Genomic DNA, 14,510 nt, shown 5'->3' on the forward strand with positions numbered 1-14,510 from the left:
ACGTGTCGATCACCGTCAAGCTGATCAACCCGATTGCCATGGAAGAAGGCCTGCGCTTCGCTATTCGCGAAGGCGGAAAAACCGTTGGTGCTGGCGTTGTCGCCAAAATCATCGCCTGATTCCAGATAACCCAAAGGAATTACCATGGCCACCAAGCAAAAAATTCGTATCCGCCTCAAAGCGTTTGACTACAAACTGATTGACCAGTCCGCTGCCGAGATTGTGGACACTGCCAAACGTACCGGGGCGATTGTCAAAGGCCCCGTGCCGCTGCCAACCCGCATGAAGCGGTTTGATATTTTGCGTTCGCCTCACGTCAACAAGACGAGTCGCGATCAGCTTGAAATCCGCACCCATCAGCGTCTGATGGACATCATTGACCCAACGGATAAAACCGTCGACGCGTTGATGAAGCTCGATCTGCCGGCTGGCGTAGACGTTGAAATCAAGTTGCAGTAAATGAGAAACGGGGAGGTTGAACGCGTAGGGCAAACGGCCCACTGCGGAAAGTCTTCCAAAAAAGCCAAAGATTTAGCGCGGATTTGCCTTATCCGACAGGCTGCGCTATAATCTTGGGCTGTTCCGGATTTGTATTTCAGGTCTGAAACAGTTTTATTAACAGTCTTTCACATCAAAACGCCCGCGGCCAATTGAAGTCGCAGCGGTGGAAGTTACGGAGAAAACAATGAGTCTGAGCAACTCCCTAGGGTTGCTGGGCCGCAAGGTGGGCATGATGCGTCTGTTCACTGATGATGGGGATACCGTTCCTGTCACAGTGGTAGATGTCTCTAACAACCGCGTGACCCAGGTCAAAACCGAAGCAAATGACGGCTACGATGCCCTTCAAGTGGCATTTGGTTCACGCAAAGCATCGCGCGTGACCAAGCCAGCCGCGGGACACCTTGCAAAAGCAGGTGTTGAAGCCGGCGAAATCCTGAAAGAATTCCGAGTGACGGCCGACGTTGCAGGCAAATACGCTGCCGGTACCGTTGTGCCAGCTGCCGACGTGTTTGCGGTTGGCCAGTTGGTGGACGTTCAGGGTACCTCCATTGGTAAAGGCTTTGCCGGTACCATCAAACGCCACAAAATGAGTTCGCAGCGCGCGTCGCACGGCAATAGCCGTTCGCACAATGTTCCTGGCTCCATTGGTATGGCGCAAGATCCTGGTCGCGTGTTTCCGGGCAAGCGCATGACTGGCCATCTTGGTGATGTCACCAAAACCACGCAAAACCTCGATATCGTGCGCATCGACGAAGCGCGTCAGCTGCTGATGATTCGTGGTGCGGTGCCTGGTTCCAAAGGTGGTTTTGTTACGGTTCGTGCCGCGATCAAGGCCAAACCTTCCGCTGCCGCGAAAGGAGCGAACTGATGCAAGTCGAACTCCTGAATGACCAAGGTCTGGTTTCGTCCAAAGTGGACGCACCTGATACCGTGTTCGGTCGTGAATACAACGAGAGCCTGATTCACCAGGTGGTCGTGGCCTTCCAGGCCAACGCCCGCCAAGGTACTCGCGCTCAAAAAGACCGTGAGCAAGTACGTCACTCGACCAAGAAACCTTTTAAACAAAAAGGGACAGGTCGCGCACGTGCCGGTATGACCTCTTCGCCGCTATGGCGTGGAGGTGGACGGATTTTCCCGAACATGCCTGACGAGAACTTCACGCACAAAATCAACAAGAAAATGTACCGCGCTGGCATGGCGTCCATATTTTCCCAGCTGGCGCGCGAAGGCCGCCTGGCGGTGGTGGATTCATTGACGGTAGATTCCCCCAAGACCAAAGTCCTGGCTGATAAATTCAAGGCCATGAATCTCAGTTCTGTCTTGGTCATCGCGGATCAGGTCGACGAAAACTTGTACTTGGCTTCCCGGAATCTGGTCAATATTCTGGTGGTTGAGCCTCGCTATGCTGACCCGCTGTCATTGGTGCACTACAAAAAAGTGCTGGTGACCAAGGCCGCCATGGACCAACTCAAGGAGATGTTCGCATGAGCGCCGTGAACGCCCAAACCAAATATGACGAAGGCCGCCTGATGCAGGTTTTGGTCGCTCCCATCGTGTCTGAAAAGGCCACGATGATCGCGGAAAAATCCAATTCTGTGACTTTCAAGGTGTTGCAAGATGCCACCAAGTATGAAATCAAGGCCGCTGTGGAATTGATGTTCAAGGTGGATGTCAAAGCAGTCGCTGTACTTAACATCAAAGGCAAGACCAAGCGCTTTGGCAAGTCCGTCGGCCGACGGGACAACATCCGCAAGGCCTATGTAACGCTTAAGCCTGGTCAAGAGCTGAACCTCGGCGGGGAGACTGCATAATCATGGCCGTCATTAAGATGAAACCAACCTCACCAGGCATGCGTGGCATGGTGAGAATTTCCCGGGATCACCTGCACAAGGGTGAACCTCACGCGCCACTGCTGGAGCCACAATTCCAGAAGTCGGGCCGTAACAACAACGGGCACATCACGGTTCGCCACAAAGGCGGGGGCCACAAGCATCACTACCGCGTGGTCGATTTCAAGCGCAACAAGGATGCCATTCCGGCCAAGGTCGAACGTATCGAGTACGACCCCAACCGCACGGCCCACATTGCTTTGATCTGCTACGCCGACGGCGAGCGCGCTTACATCATCGCCCCCCGTGGCCTTGAAGTCGGAGCGACGCTGATCAGCGGTTCTGAAGCCCCGATTCGCGTCGGTAACACCTTGCCCATCCGTAATATTCCGGTAGGTTCCACCATCCACTGCATCGAGATGCAAATCGGAAAAGGTGCGCAAATTGCGCGTTCGGCCGGTACCTCTGCGACACTGCTGGCACGTGAAGGTACCTACGCTCAAGTGCGTATGCGTTCCGGTGAAGTCCGCAAGATCCACATCGAATGCCGCGCCACTATTGGTGAAGTTGCCAACGAAGAACACAGCCTGCGCCGTTTGGGCAAGGCCGGGGTGAAGCGCTGGATGGGTATTCGACCAACCGTTCGCGGTGTGGTGATGAACCCGGTTGACCACCCGCACGGTGGTGGTGAAGGCAAGACCGGCGAAGGCCGCCATCCTGTCGATCCATGGGGCAATCTGACTAAAGGTTACCGTACCCGTAACAACAAGCGCACGCAGGTCATGATCGTGTCGCGTCGCAAGAAGTAAGGGATAGGCTATGACCCGTTCACTCAAAAAAGGTCCCTTTGTCGACCATCATCTGGTAGCTAAAGCTGACAAAGCGGTTACCAATAAAGACAAAAAGCCGATCAAGACCTGGTCGCGTCGCTCCATGATCCTGCCCGAGTTCATCGGCCTGACCATTGCCGTGCACAACGGCAAGCAGCACGTCCCTGTCTACATCACCGATCAAATGGTTGGCCACAAGCTAGGCGAGTTCGCACTCACCCGGACTTTCAAAGGTCACCCGGCTGACAAAAAAGTTGTGAGAAAGTAAGGAAAGACCATGGAAACACGTGCAACCCTCCGGGGCGTTCGTCTGTCGGTCGACAAGGGTCGTCTTGTTGCTGACCTGATCCGCGGCAAGAAAGTGGATCAAGCGCTGAACATCCTGAATTTCACGCAGAAAAAAGCTGCCGGAATCATCAAGAAGGTCGTTGAGTCTGCGATCGCCAACGCTGAACATAACGACGGTGCCGATATCGACGAATTGAAGGTGAAAACCATTTACGTCGAACAAGGCGCCACGCTCAAGCGTTTCTCGGCGCGCGCAAAAGGCCGCGGTAACAGTATCAGCAAGCCCACGTGCCATGTGTACGTGGTAGTTGGCAACTAAGGGCAGCAGGATATGGGACAAAAAATCAACCCAACCGGGTTCCGCCTGTCAATTAGCCGCAATTGGGCCAGCCGCTGGTATGCAAGCAATCGCAATTTTTCGGGCATGCTGGCCGAAGACATCAAGGTTCGCGAGTACCTCAAAGCCAAGCTGAAGAACGCCGCCGTTTCGCGCGTCGTGATTGAGCGGCCTGCCAAAAATGCCCGCATCACGATTTTTTCGGCGCGTCCGGGCGTTGTGATCGGCAAAAAAGGCGAGGACATCGAGAACCTCAAGAAAGAACTGAGCCGCCAGCTGGGCGTGCCGGTCGCCGTGAATATTGAAGAAGTTCGCAAGCCTGAAATTGATGCCAAGCTGATTGCTGACAGCATTACCCAACAGCTTGAAAAACGCATCATGTTCCGCCGGGCGATGAAGCGCGCCATGCAAAACGCCATGCGTCTGGGTGCCCTGGGCATCAAAATCATGTCTTCTGGCCGTCTCAACGGCATCGAAATTGCTCGTTGCGAGTGGTATCGCGAAGGGCGCGTACCGCTTCACACACTGCGCGCTGACATCGATTACGGCACCTCTGAAGCCAAGACAACCTACGGCATTATCGGTGTCAAGGTCTGGGTTTATAAGGGTGATACATTGGGTCGCAGCGATGCGCCTGGTGCCAAGATGATGGAAACGCCTGCGGAAGAGGAGCGCCGGCCACGCGGCCCACGTCGTGACGCACGCCCAGGTGATCGTCCAGACCGTGCCGCTCCCCGCAGTGCACCCCGTGCGCCACGCGCAGTCGGCGTGAATATGGCGCCAGCTGACGGCAGCGACAAACCCGCTGAGGCGTCTGGCGCCGAGGCCCCGAACACCACCACCGTTAAGCGCGTCCGCAAAGCCGCGCCAGCTGCAGCAGCTGACGGTGCCAAGACCGAGTAATCGGTCGGAATAACGGAGAATAACCAATGCTGCAACCCGCTCGCAGAAAATATCGCAAAGAGCAAAAAGGCCGTAACACCGGCGTCGCAACCCGGGGTAACTCGGTCGCGTTCGGTGACTTCGGCCTGAAGTGCACTGACCGCGGTCGCCTGACTGCTCGTCAAATTGAAGCCGCACGTCGTGCGATTTCCCGTCACGTCAAACGTGGCGGCCGTATCTGGATCCGTGTCTTTCCGGACAAGCCTATTTCCCAAAAACCTGCTGAAGTGCGTATGGGTAACGGTAAAGGTAACCCAGAGTACTACGTGGCTGAAATCCAGCCCGGCAAGATCGTTTTTGAAATCGTCGGTGTGCCTGAAGAACTTGCACGCGAAGCGTTTCGCCTGGCTTCGGCCAAGCTGCCGCTGCGCACCACGTTCGTCAGCCGCATGATCGGCCAGTGATCAGGAGAATGAAGCAATGAACACTACTGAACTGCGCCAAAAAGACGTTGCCGGCCTGCAAGTGGAAGTCAAAGAGCTGCAAAAAGCCCACTTTGGTTTGCGCATGCAAAGAGCGACGCAACAACTTACCAACACTGCCACGCTGCGGTCTACGCGTCGTGCCATCGCCCGTGCCAAAACCATTCTGGCGGAAACCATCATCAAGCAAGGGGCCAACAAATGACGGAACCTAAAAAATCCCTCAAACGCACTTTGGTTGGCAAGGTTGTCAGCGACAAGCGCGCTAAAACCGTGACGGTGCTGGTAGAACGCCGGGTCAAGCACGAGCTTTACGGCAAAATTGTCTCTTTGTCCAGCAAGTACCATGCGCATGACGAAAAAGGCGAGTACAAGATGGGTGACACGATCGAGATCACGGAGAGTCGTCCTATCTCCAAAACCAAAAACTGGGTTGTGACCCGGTTGGTGCAGAAAGGCGCTGCCGTTTAAGTCCTCCGGGCTTTGGCGGTAAGTCATTAAAGAACGGCTCGCTTTGTGAGCCGTTTTTGTTTCCAGCTCCCGTTAACGCGTGACAAAGTGTGAGACGAAAAAAGACCGTGATCGCCCCGAGACTTTCTCCATGGATCAGAATGGCGGTATTGATAGATTTTCACTTTTCCTCAATTTAGGAGCCTTTATGATCAAAGTAGGTGACACTCTTCCGGCAGCTACGCTGTTGGAGTACTCGGAAGTGGAAGGTAAAGGTTGCAGCATTGGACCTAATGCGGTTGACGTGACCAAGGCGAGCGCCGGAAAAACGATTGCTCTGTTTGCGCTTCCCGGCGCTTTCACTCCCACCTGCTCAGCCCAGCACGTACCAGGCTATGTGAAGAAATTCTCTGAGCTTCAGGCCGCCGGTGTCGATGAAATCTGGTGCGTGAGCGTGAACGATGCATTCGTCATGGGGGCCTGGGCGCGTGACCAGAAGACCGACGGTAAGGTACGCATGCTGGCCGATGGCGATGCACTATTCTCCAAGGCAACCGGGCTGACGCAGGACTTGACGGGCAAGGGCATGGGCTTGCGGAGCCGCCGCTATTCAATGCTGGTCAAAGACGGCAAAATCGCGAGCCTCAATATTGAAGGTCCCGGCAAGTTTGAAGTCAGTGACGCGGATACGCTGCTGGCACAAGCCAAAGCCTGACGTCTTTGCGCTTGGGAGAGGGCGCTGTTGGCCCGCTCGGCAGGCGTCGTCAAGCACTGCTTCTGCCAGTTGTTCGGGTCGCTCGAGAGTCAGGACCTGGAGAGTAGGCCATCGGCATTGGTGGCCCTGTTGAAGTAAAGGCCTGACAGTCGAAAGTCCGTTTCCATTTAGAAGGCAGGCGGCGTCGCGAGGCCCGATACCCAATAGGCCAGCGCAGCGCAAGCTGCCAAAATTAGCAGCGCTAGCCCGCGTGACACCGCGTCGTCACGAGCGGACGGCGCGGCCACCACCAATGCTTTGTCGCCGTGCAGCATGGCGCCAACCAAGTTGTGTTTGCGACGCAGGTAAAAGAGGATGGCTGCAATGTGCAGTGCAATCAGTCCAAGCAGCAACCATTTGCCAATGTGGGCATGGTAATGAGTTGATAGACTGACCGTGGCGTTGGATACAAAGCGTGTCAGCGGCCCGGCAAAGGCGACTTCGTCGTCACTGAACAAGCCCGTGCCAACTTGAGCCAGAGAAGCGCCTAGTAGGGCGAAGACCGAAACAGCCCCGATAGGGCTGTGGCCCACACCATGCTCGGGCTTGCCTTGACCTTTGAGGTAACTAATTACGCTCTGAGGGCCATAAATAAAGGCGCCAAAACGTGACCAACGCCCTCCTACAAGCCCCCAAATGACACGAAACAAAAGCAGCGCCAAGACTGAATAGCCAAACCAGAAGTGCCAGACCATCGCATCGCCGCCAAGGGTGCCGGTAATGGCAAGGCCCAACACGCAGAGTGCCAGTGTCCAGTGGAAAATCCGCGTCGGCAAGTCCCAGACTCGCACCTTGTTCAAACTTTTGTTGGTGTACATAATTGTTTGTTATTGACGCTACAGAACTGCTACAGCGGTTCTGGCGGCCAGGTTGAAGATGGCTGCCTTCCCTCGCCGGTCAGGTTCCAGCGGAACTCACAGGTAGTCGCTAAACTCCAGCTGTTTGGCAACTCGGAGCAAAGTTGCCATTCACCCGAGTTCAAGAAAAACCGAGAAGGAAAAACATGAAAGCTTTTGCCGGTATCGTTGCGACAACTACTCTGGTTGCCCTGTCTGCTCCCGCGTACGCGCAATTTGCAAAAGCGGAGGATGCCATCAAATACCGCCAAAGTGCGCTGTTTGTGATGGGCCAGCATTTCGGCCGCTTGGGCGCTATGGTCAATGGTCGAACGCCTTTCGATCCCAAGGTGGCCGCTGACAACGCCGAAGTCGTCGCCGCTCTCGCAAAATTGCCCTGGTCGGCCTTCGGCCCTGGTACGGACATGGATGGGAATACCAAAGCACGACCTGAAATCTGGACCGAGCCGGCCAAGTTCAAAGCAAATAGCGACAAGATGATTGCAGAAACTGCCAAGCTGGCAGCTTCGACCAAGACCGGCACCCTCGCCAGTCTGAAAACATCTTTTGCCGCCACCGCCGAGACCTGCAAGGTTTGCCACGATGCTTTCCGCGAAAAGTGACCTGAATCAGCGCCGAATCGGCGCTGTCGAATGAGTGCCTGCCTGCGCAGTCCGCCGAACGAGAAAGGCCTAAATGGCTTCAAAAGGAGCTTTTCCGCGCAGGTTCGACGATTGAGGCAGTGAGATCAGGTTTCAGCGAGTAACTGCTCGATCAGCTTGTGCAGCGCGCCAAAGTCCGGCTCGCCCACGAACTGCTTGACAATTTGTCCACGTTTATTAACCAAAAAGGTGGTCGGCGTCAACTGCACGTCGCCCCAGGCTTTGGCGACTGAACCGGTGTTGTCAATCGCCACCTTGAATGGCAGTTTGCGTGTTTCGACGTAATTGACGACGTAGCTTGGCGGGTCGTAGCTCATGGCTACTGCTAACGTGTCGTAGCCCTGGCTATGGTATTTGTTGTAGGTGGAAATGACTTTGGGCATCTCCGCCACGCAAGTCGTGCAGCTGGTGGCCCAGAAATTGACGAGAGTGACTTTTCCCTTCAAGTCGGCGGTGGTCTTTGTGCTGCCATCCAGCAGCACGAAGGTCGATTCCGGCGCGGCCTGCGCGCCGCTGCAACCCGACAGGTTCGCTAATCCGCTCAGCACCAGTGCGCTAGCCAACACCATGCGGCATACTGACAAAATAGAAAAGTTTTTCATCGGGAAAGTTCTCATCATGCTACGTCGAGAGTTTAACCACGCCAGCGTCGCTGCGCTGGTTGCATTGCTGCTAACCACCAACCGCCCAGCTTACGCGCTGTCACTGAGTGACCTGACCAACGCCGAGGCCAGTAGGGGCTTGAAAGCTGCCCTTGAAAAGGGCGTATTGGCGGCCGTGGCCTTACTGGGCAAACCAGATGGATTCCTCGGAAACCCAAAAGTTCGCATTCCTTTGCCTGGGTACCTGGAAAACGCCTCACAGCTGCTTAGAAATTTTGGTCAAGGCAAGCGCATCGACGAGCTGGTCACCGCCATCAACCGCGCCGCTGAAGCCGCCGTGCCGATGGGTAAAGACCTTCTAATCGGCGCAGTCCGGTCCATGAACGTTAACGACGCCAAAAATATATTGCAGGGCGGGGAAACCTCTGTCACCAGTTTTTTTGTCGAAAAAACCCGTTCCCCGTTGGGTGCAAAGTTTTTGCCGGTAGTCACGCAAGCCACCGAAAAGGTTGAAGTCGCCAGAAAATACAACGAATTTGCCAGCAAGGCCGTTGACTTTGGCTTGGTTAAAAAGGAAGACGCGAACATTCAGCAGTACATCACCAGCAAGACGCTAGACGGCCTTTACCTGATCATTGCCGAAGAAGAAAGGAAAATACGTCAAAATCCAGTCGGCACCGGCAGCGCGATCCTTCAGAAGGTTTTTGGGGCCTTGAAGTAGCGCTAATTGCGACGGGCTCCCCCGCTTCAGGAGAACGCCTGCATAAGCATCCAACTACTGGGTATTAGACAAGCCGGCAAGAGGGCTGTTACGCTGCTTTCTTTTGAACCGGTGCACCCCATGAAAATTGAAACTATTGCCGTCCATGGCGGCTACTCGCCAGATCCCTCCACTAAGGCTGTCGCGGTGCCCATCTATCAGACGGCGGCCTTTGCGTTCGATAGCACGCAGCATGGAGCGGACCTGTTCGACCTGAAGGTTGCGGGCAATATCTACAGCCGCATCATGAACCCTACCAATGGCGTGCTGGAAGCGCGCCTGGCGGCTATGGAGGGCGGGGTGGGTGCATTGGCTGTGGCCTCTGGCATGGCTGCTACCAGCTATGCGATCCAAACCATTACCGAGGCAGGAGACAACATCGTTTCGGGTGCAACGCTGTACGGCGGCACTTACAACCTGTTTGCACACACTTTTCCGCAAATGGGTATTGGGGTGCGTTTTGCCGATCCGCGAGATCCGGCCTCGTTTGCCAAGTTAATCGATGAACGCACGAAGGCCATCTTTTGCGAATCGGTCGGCAACCCGCTGGGAAATGTCACTGACATTGCCGCTTTGGCGAAGGTCGCCCACGTCGCAGGGATCCCGCTCATTGTGGACAACACGGTGCCCAGCCCCTACTTGTGCCGACCATTCGAGCATGGCGCGGACATTGTGGTGCATTCACTCACCAAATACCTCGGAGGTCACGGTACGACGATAGGCGGCGCTATTGTGGACAGCGGCACGTTCCCCTGGGCCGATCACAAGGTCCGCTTCAAACGCCTGAATGAGCCTGACGTGAGCTACCACGGTGTGGTGTACACGGATACGTTTGGCCCTGCGGCCTATATTGGTCGGGCTCGTGTGGTGCCGTTGCGTAACATGGGCGCGGCGCTCAGCCCCATGAGCGCTTTTTTGATTTTGCAAGGGATTGAAACTCTGGCCCTTCGTATGGATCGCATTTGCGACAACGCCTTGGCAATAGCGCACTTCCTTCAAAGCAACTCTAAGGTCGCTTGGGTCAACTACGCGGGCCTGCCTGACCACCGCGACCATGCGCTCGCGCAAAGGCTGATGGGCGGCCGAGCCTCCGGCATCATCAGCTTTGGCGTGAATTCTGCTGACGCGATTGCCGCCGGAACCCGCTTCCAGGATGCACTCAAGCTCTTCACGCGCCTGGTCAATATCGGCGACGCGAAGTCGCTCGCCTGCCACCCGGCCTCCACCACCCATCGCCAGCTTGATCCCGCCGAACTGGCTAAAGCGGGTGTCAGTGCCGATATGGTGCGCTTGTCCATCGGCATTGAACACATTGATGATCTGCTGGCGGATCTCCAACAGGCGCTGTCCGTGGTCTGATTCTTCGGCCACGTTGTTTCAGCTACGCAACGATTTGGCCGACCTTTGGGTCCCGATGTTTGATCTGCGTCAACCTTACGGCGGGCTACTAGGCCGCTTGTGGCACTTTTGAGCCAAATCAAGCGTGCTTTTGGCCCCGGAAGCGCCCAATCAGTGCTGGGAATGTTCCCAATTCTTTATTAAACGCTCATCATGAAAAAACAAGTTATCGCAGCTGCCGTGCTGTGCGCTCTCGTGTCAAGTGCAGCCTTTGCCCAGCAGGCCAAAGAAGGTCCCTGGATGGTGCGTGTTCGTGCCGTGAACCTGGAAAGCGCCAATGGCGACACCACGGGCCTGGGGCTGAGTATTGACAACAAGGTCATTCCTGAAGTGGACTTCAGCTACTTCTTCAGTAAAAATTTGGCGGTTGAGTTGGTTCTGACGGTGCCCCAGAAGCAGACATTGCACTCCAGCCTTTTGGGCAAAGACATCGGCACCCTCTATCACCTGCCACCGACGGTGACGTTGCAGTACCACTTTGACGTCAAGGGTGTCAAACCGTACGTTGGGGCAGGTATTAACTATACGCATTTTTCCAGCGTTGATGTCCTGGGAGGCGCGGCCACCATCGACAAAAACAGCTGGGGTCCCGCCTTGCAAGCGGGTGTAGATATCCCGCTGAGCGGCAATATGTACCTCAACGTGGACGTGAAAAAGGTTTACATCCGCACGGATGTGCATGCCGGCGGGGCAAATCTCGGCACCTTCAAGATCGATCCCGTGCTCTTCGGCGTTGGTCTGGGCTGGCGCTTCTAAGTTCAACTTTTCCTGAACGGCAAGCCTTGTCACTCAGTCGCGTGACAGGGCTTTTTTATGCCCGTCACCCAGGCGATGAGTCAAACTGCATTGAAGGGGAACTGCTGAACCGCCGCTGCAGTACATGATGACTCAGAATCTGCTGGAACACCGCCAGTCCGGCATGGCTGATCACGAAGATCCACATCAGGTTGGCGATAGCTTTAAGTCTCTCGAGCACCAAGCCGTTGGGTATCTTCCCCGTGAACAACCAGTCACCACTGATGCTCATGGTCAGTGCCGTCAGTTGTCCCAGTCCCTGCACGACGCTGGCAAGGAGACCTCTCATCGGATTCAGGTGGTTTTGCGCTGACTAATCAATGTGACCAAGGTGGCTGCCCTATTCAGTGTGGCCGGGCGGGTTCGGTTTTGGGTGGGGGGCGAGGTTTCTACGGGAGTGCTGCCAGTAAGTGTGCATCGCCGTGAGGCATAGCGTCAACCAGGCGACCCCTTCGGCGAAAGCAGCCAGCACGTCACTGAGGTAGTGCGCACCCAGATAAATTCGGGTGAGTGCCACCAGAATCACCAACGCGATCGACGCAAGCACAATCATCACCCGCCAGCGCCAACCGTGAATCGTCTTCACCAGCATTGCGGCCACCACGCCATAAAAAAGCGTTGCGCCCGCTACATGACCGCTTGGGAAGCTGTAACTCGACAAGGCAACGAGTGGATCGTCAAAGCTGGGGCGGGCGCGGTGAAAAGCGTACTTCATCAGGACATTGAGCAGCATCCCGAATGGTATGGTGACGTTTACGCAGATGAACCAATACCAGTCCCGCTTCCAGGCCAAATAGCTGGCCATCAGCAGCACGGCTGCGGTAACCGGAATCGGATCATGGAGGTGCGTAACCACGCGCATGACTTGCGTCAGAAGTGGTGTGGCGTGTGCGTGAAACCATTGCGCCACCCGCAAATCGATGACGGTTAACGGGTCACCACTGACAACGTCTTCGGCGATTCCGCCGAATAACCAGCTCGCGCCAATCAGCACCCCTGCGCCTATGGTGAGTTGCAAGCCAAGATAATTGCGAGGAGACAGCCTGTTTCGAATAAAAGCAAGTTGAGGCGCAAAGCGGAGCGCCAGCGTTCGGATACGCGGTTGTTGAAGAAGGCGATACCCGACTTGCCTAATGAACCCCTCATGGCGCGCTGCCCATCGCCATAACCAGATCAGCAACAGTGCGAATACCGCGAGGCCGCCCAGCAATGCGCTGGCCCGCCCCATCCAGCGCTCGGCGGTGTGCCAGCTGGCGCCCAGGAAGTATCCAAGCAGCGCGACAGCGGACGCCCAGAGAACCGCGCCTGCGACGTTGTAAGGCAAGAACTTCCGATAAGCCATTCGGGACGATCCAGCCAGGAAGGGCACCACGGCTCGGGCAAAACCGACAAATCGGCCCAAAAAAACTGCTTTACTGCCATGCCGTGAAAAAAATGCATCTGCCTTGCTAACGCGCGCGTCGGTCAAGCCTAGTCGCCCGCCATACTGTGTCAACGCCGGGCGCCCCATGCGGCGTCCCATTTCATAACCGAGACTGTCTCCCACGACCGCTCCCACGGCAACGACCGCGATCAGCAGGTCCAGGTCGAGCAGTCCCTGGGCAGCAAGAAAGCCGGCGACCAACACAAGGCTTTCGCCCGGAATAACCAAGCCGACAAAAGCGGCCGATTCCAGCATTGCGCCAACGAAGATGACTAGATAGCCCCATTGTCCAAGGCGGCCGATAAGGTTGATGAGGTACTGCAGCATGGGCATCTCCTTTGAGCCTTGGGTAACCAACTGCGGGGTGCGAGCAACTGGCGATCAAATTACCGCTTTTTGCCTCAGCTCCGCCAGTTGTGTCGCAGAGTAATTCAGTAAGCTGCGCAACACTTCTTCGGTGTGCTGGCCCAGCAGGGGGGGCGGCAGATCAGTACGGACCGGTGTGGCGCTGAGTTTGATCGGGCTGGAGACCAAGCGCAGGTCGCTTTTAATCGGATGCTTCCAGTGCGTGACCATGTGACGGGCCTCGATTTGCGGGTCGGCAAACACTTCCGCTAGATTGTTAATGGCGCCGCACGGCACTTTTTCCGCTTCCAGCGCGGTCAGCCAATCGGCTTTGGTGCGGGTTCTCATCACCTCTTCCAGCATCGGCACCAGCTGGCCCCGGTTAATGACCCGGTCTCGGTTTTTGGAAAAGAGTGGATTCGAGGCTAGCTCCGGAATATTGGCAACCTTGCAGAACTTCACATACTGGGAATCGTTGCCCACCGCCAGGATCAAGTGGTCTTTGCTGCCATCCGCTGCAGGAGATACCTCAAACACCTGATAAGGCACGATGTTCTGGTGCGCATTGCCAATGCGCTGCGGCACCTTGCCGCTGACCAGATAGTTGGCCCCCAGGTTGGCGAGCATGGCGACTTGAGTGTCGAGTAGCGCCATGTCCACTTGTTGGCCTTCGCCGGTTTTTTCGACATGGCGCAGGGCGGCGAGTATGCCGACCGTGGCATACATGCCGGTCATTAGATCCGCGACGGCTACGCCGACTTTCTGAGGGCCACCGCCCAGGTCGTCGCGCTCGCCGGTGATGCTCATCAGCCCGCCCATGCCTTGAATCGCATAGTCGTAACCGGCCCGTTCGGCGTAAGGCCCGTTTTGGCCAAACCCCGTGATAGAGCAATAGACCAAACGCGGATTGATCGCGCTCAGCGAGGCATAGTCGAGGCCGTAGCGCGCCATGTCGCCGACTTTGAAGTTCTCGACAAAGACGTCGCAGTGCGTGACCAGTTCGCGAATTAGCGTCTGGCCGGCCAGCTGGGAAATATCGCAGGTGACGGAGCGCTTGTTGCGGTTGGTGCCGAGGTAGTAGGCGGCTTCTTGCGTCTCCGCACCCTGCTCATCCCTTAAAAACGGCGGTCCCCAGGAACGGGTGTCATCGCCGGTGTCTGGGCGCTCGATCTTGATGACATCAGCGCCGAGGTCAGCCAACGTCTGGGTACACCACGGGCCCGCGAGGACGCGGGACAAATCGAGGATGCGAATGCCTTGAAGAGAGTTCATGGTCGCTATTTTGCCAGCGTACTCTGCGCCTGAATTTCCGCTCTGGGCCCGAAACTTGCGGTAG

General features: G+C 56.1%; 21 protein-coding genes and 1 pseudogene. 17 read left to right on the forward strand and 5 right to left on the reverse strand.

Annotated features, from left to right (window positions below):
* The 13 genes and pseudogenes from HHJ16_RS09990 to HHJ16_RS10050 form a co-directional block, all read left to right on the forward strand.
* Positions 1–119 (forward strand): annotated as a pseudogene (locus HHJ16_RS09990) (elongation factor Tu); the annotation flags it as partial.
* Positions 120–144: 25 nt separating this feature from the next.
* The gene (rpsJ, locus tag HHJ16_RS09995; protein ID WP_026778318.1) at positions 145–459 is read left to right on the forward strand and encodes a 30S ribosomal protein S10; all 315 of its coding nucleotides are present in this window, start codon (positions 145–147) and stop codon (positions 457–459) included.
* A 226-nt stretch (positions 460–685) separates the two neighbouring features.
* A complete protein-coding gene (gene rplC, locus HHJ16_RS10000; RefSeq protein WP_293642535.1) occupies positions 686–1,369 on the forward strand; it encodes a 50S ribosomal protein L3 in 684 nt (227 codons plus the stop codon).
* Positions 1,369–1,989: a 50S ribosomal protein L4 gene (gene rplD, locus HHJ16_RS10005; RefSeq protein WP_293642537.1), complete on the forward strand. Its 621-nt coding sequence runs from the start codon at positions 1,369–1,371 to the stop codon at positions 1,987–1,989. The genes rplC and rplD overlap by 1 nt, the downstream gene beginning before the upstream one ends.
* Positions 1,986–2,312, forward strand: coding sequence for a 50S ribosomal protein L23 (gene rplW / locus HHJ16_RS10010; RefSeq protein ID WP_293642539.1), 327 nt, complete (start codon positions 1,986–1,988; stop codon positions 2,310–2,312). Before rplD ends, rplW begins: the two co-directional genes overlap by 4 nt.
* 2 nt (positions 2,313–2,314) lie before the next feature.
* On the forward strand, positions 2,315–3,139 hold the full coding sequence (gene rplB / locus HHJ16_RS10015; RefSeq protein ID WP_293642540.1) for a 50S ribosomal protein L2: 825 nt from the start codon (positions 2,315–2,317) through the stop codon (positions 3,137–3,139).
* Positions 3,140–3,149: 10 nt separating this feature from the next.
* Complete coding sequence (rpsS, locus tag HHJ16_RS10020; RefSeq protein ID WP_007866503.1) at positions 3,150–3,428, forward strand: 30S ribosomal protein S19; 279 nt, start codon at positions 3,150–3,152, stop codon at positions 3,426–3,428.
* 9 nt (positions 3,429–3,437) lie between these two features.
* Positions 3,438–3,767 (forward strand): 50S ribosomal protein L22, encoded by a 330-nt coding sequence (gene rplV / locus HHJ16_RS10025; RefSeq protein ID WP_007866508.1) that lies wholly within the window; start codon positions 3,438–3,440, stop codon positions 3,765–3,767.
* A 12-nt stretch (positions 3,768–3,779) separates the two neighbouring features.
* Entirely contained in the window at positions 3,780–4,688 is a 909-nt protein-coding gene (rpsC, locus tag HHJ16_RS10030) for a 30S ribosomal protein S3 (protein WP_293642543.1), read from the forward strand.
* A gap of 26 nt (positions 4,689–4,714) precedes the next feature.
* Complete coding sequence (gene rplP / locus HHJ16_RS10035) at positions 4,715–5,131, forward strand: 50S ribosomal protein L16 (protein WP_011481235.1); 417 nt, start codon at positions 4,715–4,717, stop codon at positions 5,129–5,131.
* A gap of 16 nt (positions 5,132–5,147) precedes the next feature.
* The gene (gene rpmC, locus HHJ16_RS10040; protein WP_293642544.1) at positions 5,148–5,354 is read left to right on the forward strand and encodes a 50S ribosomal protein L29; all 207 of its coding nucleotides are present in this window, start codon (positions 5,148–5,150) and stop codon (positions 5,352–5,354) included.
* Positions 5,351–5,620, forward strand: a complete 270-nt coding sequence (gene rpsQ / locus HHJ16_RS10045) for a 30S ribosomal protein S17 (RefSeq protein WP_293642545.1) — start codon at positions 5,351–5,353, stop codon at positions 5,618–5,620. Before rpmC ends, rpsQ begins: the two co-directional genes overlap by 4 nt.
* A gap of 187 nt (positions 5,621–5,807) precedes the next feature.
* Complete coding sequence (locus HHJ16_RS10050; RefSeq protein ID WP_293642547.1) at positions 5,808–6,314, forward strand: peroxiredoxin; 507 nt, start codon at positions 5,808–5,810, stop codon at positions 6,312–6,314.
* A 167-nt stretch (positions 6,315–6,481) separates the two neighbouring features.
* On the opposite strand, the gene HHJ16_RS10055 is transcribed toward HHJ16_RS10050, so the two are convergent.
* Positions 6,482–7,171 carry a cytochrome b/b6 domain-containing protein gene (locus HHJ16_RS10055; RefSeq protein WP_293642548.1) on the reverse strand — a complete coding sequence of 230 codons (690 nt, stop codon included), beginning with the start codon at positions 7,169–7,171 and terminating at the stop codon, positions 6,482–6,484.
* Positions 7,172–7,356: 185 nt separating this feature from the next.
* Between HHJ16_RS10055 and HHJ16_RS10060 the strand changes: the two genes are divergently transcribed.
* The gene (locus HHJ16_RS10060) at positions 7,357–7,812 is read left to right on the forward strand and encodes a cytochrome c (protein WP_293642550.1); all 456 of its coding nucleotides are present in this window, start codon (positions 7,357–7,359) and stop codon (positions 7,810–7,812) included.
* Positions 7,813–7,937: 125 nt separating this feature from the next.
* On the opposite strand, the gene HHJ16_RS10065 is transcribed toward HHJ16_RS10060, so the two are convergent.
* Positions 7,938–8,453 (reverse strand): TlpA disulfide reductase family protein, encoded by a 516-nt coding sequence (locus HHJ16_RS10065; protein ID WP_293642552.1) that lies wholly within the window; start codon positions 8,451–8,453, stop codon positions 7,938–7,940.
* Between the two features lie 16 nt (positions 8,454–8,469).
* Between HHJ16_RS10065 and HHJ16_RS10070 the strand changes: the two genes are divergently transcribed.
* The 3 genes from HHJ16_RS10070 (at position 8,470) to HHJ16_RS10080 (ending at position 11,367) form a co-directional block, all read left to right on the forward strand.
* Complete coding sequence (locus tag HHJ16_RS10070; protein WP_293642553.1) at positions 8,470–9,174, forward strand: DUF4197 domain-containing protein; 705 nt, start codon at positions 8,470–8,472, stop codon at positions 9,172–9,174.
* A gap of 120 nt (positions 9,175–9,294) precedes the next feature.
* On the forward strand, positions 9,295–10,572 hold the full coding sequence (locus tag HHJ16_RS10075) for an aminotransferase class I/II-fold pyridoxal phosphate-dependent enzyme (protein ID WP_293642554.1): 1,278 nt from the start codon (positions 9,295–9,297) through the stop codon (positions 10,570–10,572).
* Between the two features lie 192 nt (positions 10,573–10,764).
* Positions 10,765–11,367 carry an OmpW family outer membrane protein gene (locus HHJ16_RS10080; RefSeq protein WP_293642555.1) on the forward strand — a complete coding sequence of 201 codons (603 nt, stop codon included), beginning with the start codon at positions 10,765–10,767 and terminating at the stop codon, positions 11,365–11,367.
* A 64-nt stretch (positions 11,368–11,431) separates the two neighbouring features.
* Here the strand turns inward: HHJ16_RS10080 and HHJ16_RS10085 are convergent, their stop codons facing one another.
* The 3 genes from HHJ16_RS10085 to HHJ16_RS10095 are packed head-to-tail and all read right to left on the reverse strand — an operon-like array spanning position 11,432 to position 14,446.
* On the reverse strand, positions 11,432–11,695 hold the full coding sequence (locus tag HHJ16_RS10085) for a hypothetical protein (RefSeq protein WP_293642556.1): 264 nt from the start codon (positions 11,693–11,695) through the stop codon (positions 11,432–11,434).
* 51 nt (positions 11,696–11,746) lie between these two features.
* Positions 11,747–13,156 (reverse strand): bifunctional DedA family/phosphatase PAP2 family protein, encoded by a 1,410-nt coding sequence (locus HHJ16_RS10090; protein ID WP_293642557.1) that lies wholly within the window; start codon positions 13,154–13,156, stop codon positions 11,747–11,749.
* A gap of 54 nt (positions 13,157–13,210) precedes the next feature.
* Positions 13,211–14,446 carry a CaiB/BaiF CoA-transferase family protein gene (locus HHJ16_RS10095; RefSeq protein WP_293642558.1) on the reverse strand — a complete coding sequence of 412 codons (1,236 nt, stop codon included), beginning with the start codon at positions 14,444–14,446 and terminating at the stop codon, positions 13,211–13,213.
* Positions 14,447–14,510 lie beyond the last annotated feature (64 nt).

This window comes from Polaromonas sp. (assembly GCF_012927485.1).
Taxonomy (GTDB): domain Bacteria; phylum Pseudomonadota; class Gammaproteobacteria; order Burkholderiales; family Burkholderiaceae_C; genus Polaromonas.

What these genes read in the sequence shown, in the direction of transcription:
- HHJ16_RS10055 (WP_293642548.1), bottom strand. Translation starts at nt 7,171, where the DNA reads ATGTACACCAACAAAAGTTTGAACAAGGTGCGAGTCTGGGACTTGCCG.
- rpmC (WP_293642544.1), top strand. Translation starts at nt 5,148, where the DNA reads ATGAACACTACTGAACTGCGCCAAAAAGACGTTGCCGGCCTGCAAGTG.
- rpsJ (WP_026778318.1), top strand. Translation starts at nt 145, where the DNA reads ATGGCCACCAAGCAAAAAATTCGTATCCGCCTCAAAGCGTTTGACTAC.
- rplB (WP_293642540.1), top strand. Translation starts at nt 2,315, where the DNA reads ATGGCCGTCATTAAGATGAAACCAACCTCACCAGGCATGCGTGGCATG.
- rplD (WP_293642537.1), top strand. Translation starts at nt 1,369, where the DNA reads ATGCAAGTCGAACTCCTGAATGACCAAGGTCTGGTTTCGTCCAAAGTG.
- HHJ16_RS10065 (WP_293642552.1), bottom strand. Translation starts at nt 8,453, where the DNA reads ATGAAAAACTTTTCTATTTTGTCAGTATGCCGCATGGTGTTGGCTAGC.
- HHJ16_RS10095 (WP_293642558.1), bottom strand. Translation starts at nt 14,446, where the DNA reads ATGAACTCTCTTCAAGGCATTCGCATCCTCGATTTGTCCCGCGTCCTC.
- rpsS (WP_007866503.1), top strand. Translation starts at nt 3,150, where the DNA reads ATGACCCGTTCACTCAAAAAAGGTCCCTTTGTCGACCATCATCTGGTA.
- rplP (WP_011481235.1), top strand. Translation starts at nt 4,715, where the DNA reads ATGCTGCAACCCGCTCGCAGAAAATATCGCAAAGAGCAAAAAGGCCGT.
- HHJ16_RS10080 (WP_293642555.1), top strand. Translation starts at nt 10,765, where the DNA reads ATGAAAAAACAAGTTATCGCAGCTGCCGTGCTGTGCGCTCTCGTGTCA.
- rpsC (WP_293642543.1), top strand. Translation starts at nt 3,780, where the DNA reads ATGGGACAAAAAATCAACCCAACCGGGTTCCGCCTGTCAATTAGCCGC.
- HHJ16_RS10090 (WP_293642557.1), bottom strand. Translation starts at nt 13,156, where the DNA reads ATGCTGCAGTACCTCATCAACCTTATCGGCCGCCTTGGACAATGGGGC.
- HHJ16_RS10060 (WP_293642550.1), top strand. Translation starts at nt 7,357, where the DNA reads ATGAAAGCTTTTGCCGGTATCGTTGCGACAACTACTCTGGTTGCCCTG.
- HHJ16_RS10050 (WP_293642547.1), top strand. Translation starts at nt 5,808, where the DNA reads ATGATCAAAGTAGGTGACACTCTTCCGGCAGCTACGCTGTTGGAGTAC.
- rplW (WP_293642539.1), top strand. Translation starts at nt 1,986, where the DNA reads ATGAGCGCCGTGAACGCCCAAACCAAATATGACGAAGGCCGCCTGATG.
- rplC (WP_293642535.1), top strand. Translation starts at nt 686, where the DNA reads ATGAGTCTGAGCAACTCCCTAGGGTTGCTGGGCCGCAAGGTGGGCATG.
- HHJ16_RS10075 (WP_293642554.1), top strand. Translation starts at nt 9,295, where the DNA reads ATGAAAATTGAAACTATTGCCGTCCATGGCGGCTACTCGCCAGATCCC.
- HHJ16_RS10085 (WP_293642556.1), bottom strand. Translation starts at nt 11,695, where the DNA reads ATGAGAGGTCTCCTTGCCAGCGTCGTGCAGGGACTGGGACAACTGACG.
- rpsQ (WP_293642545.1), top strand. Translation starts at nt 5,351, where the DNA reads ATGACGGAACCTAAAAAATCCCTCAAACGCACTTTGGTTGGCAAGGTT.
- rplV (WP_007866508.1), top strand. Translation starts at nt 3,438, where the DNA reads ATGGAAACACGTGCAACCCTCCGGGGCGTTCGTCTGTCGGTCGACAAG.
- HHJ16_RS10070 (WP_293642553.1), top strand. Translation starts at nt 8,470, where the DNA reads ATGCTACGTCGAGAGTTTAACCACGCCAGCGTCGCTGCGCTGGTTGCA.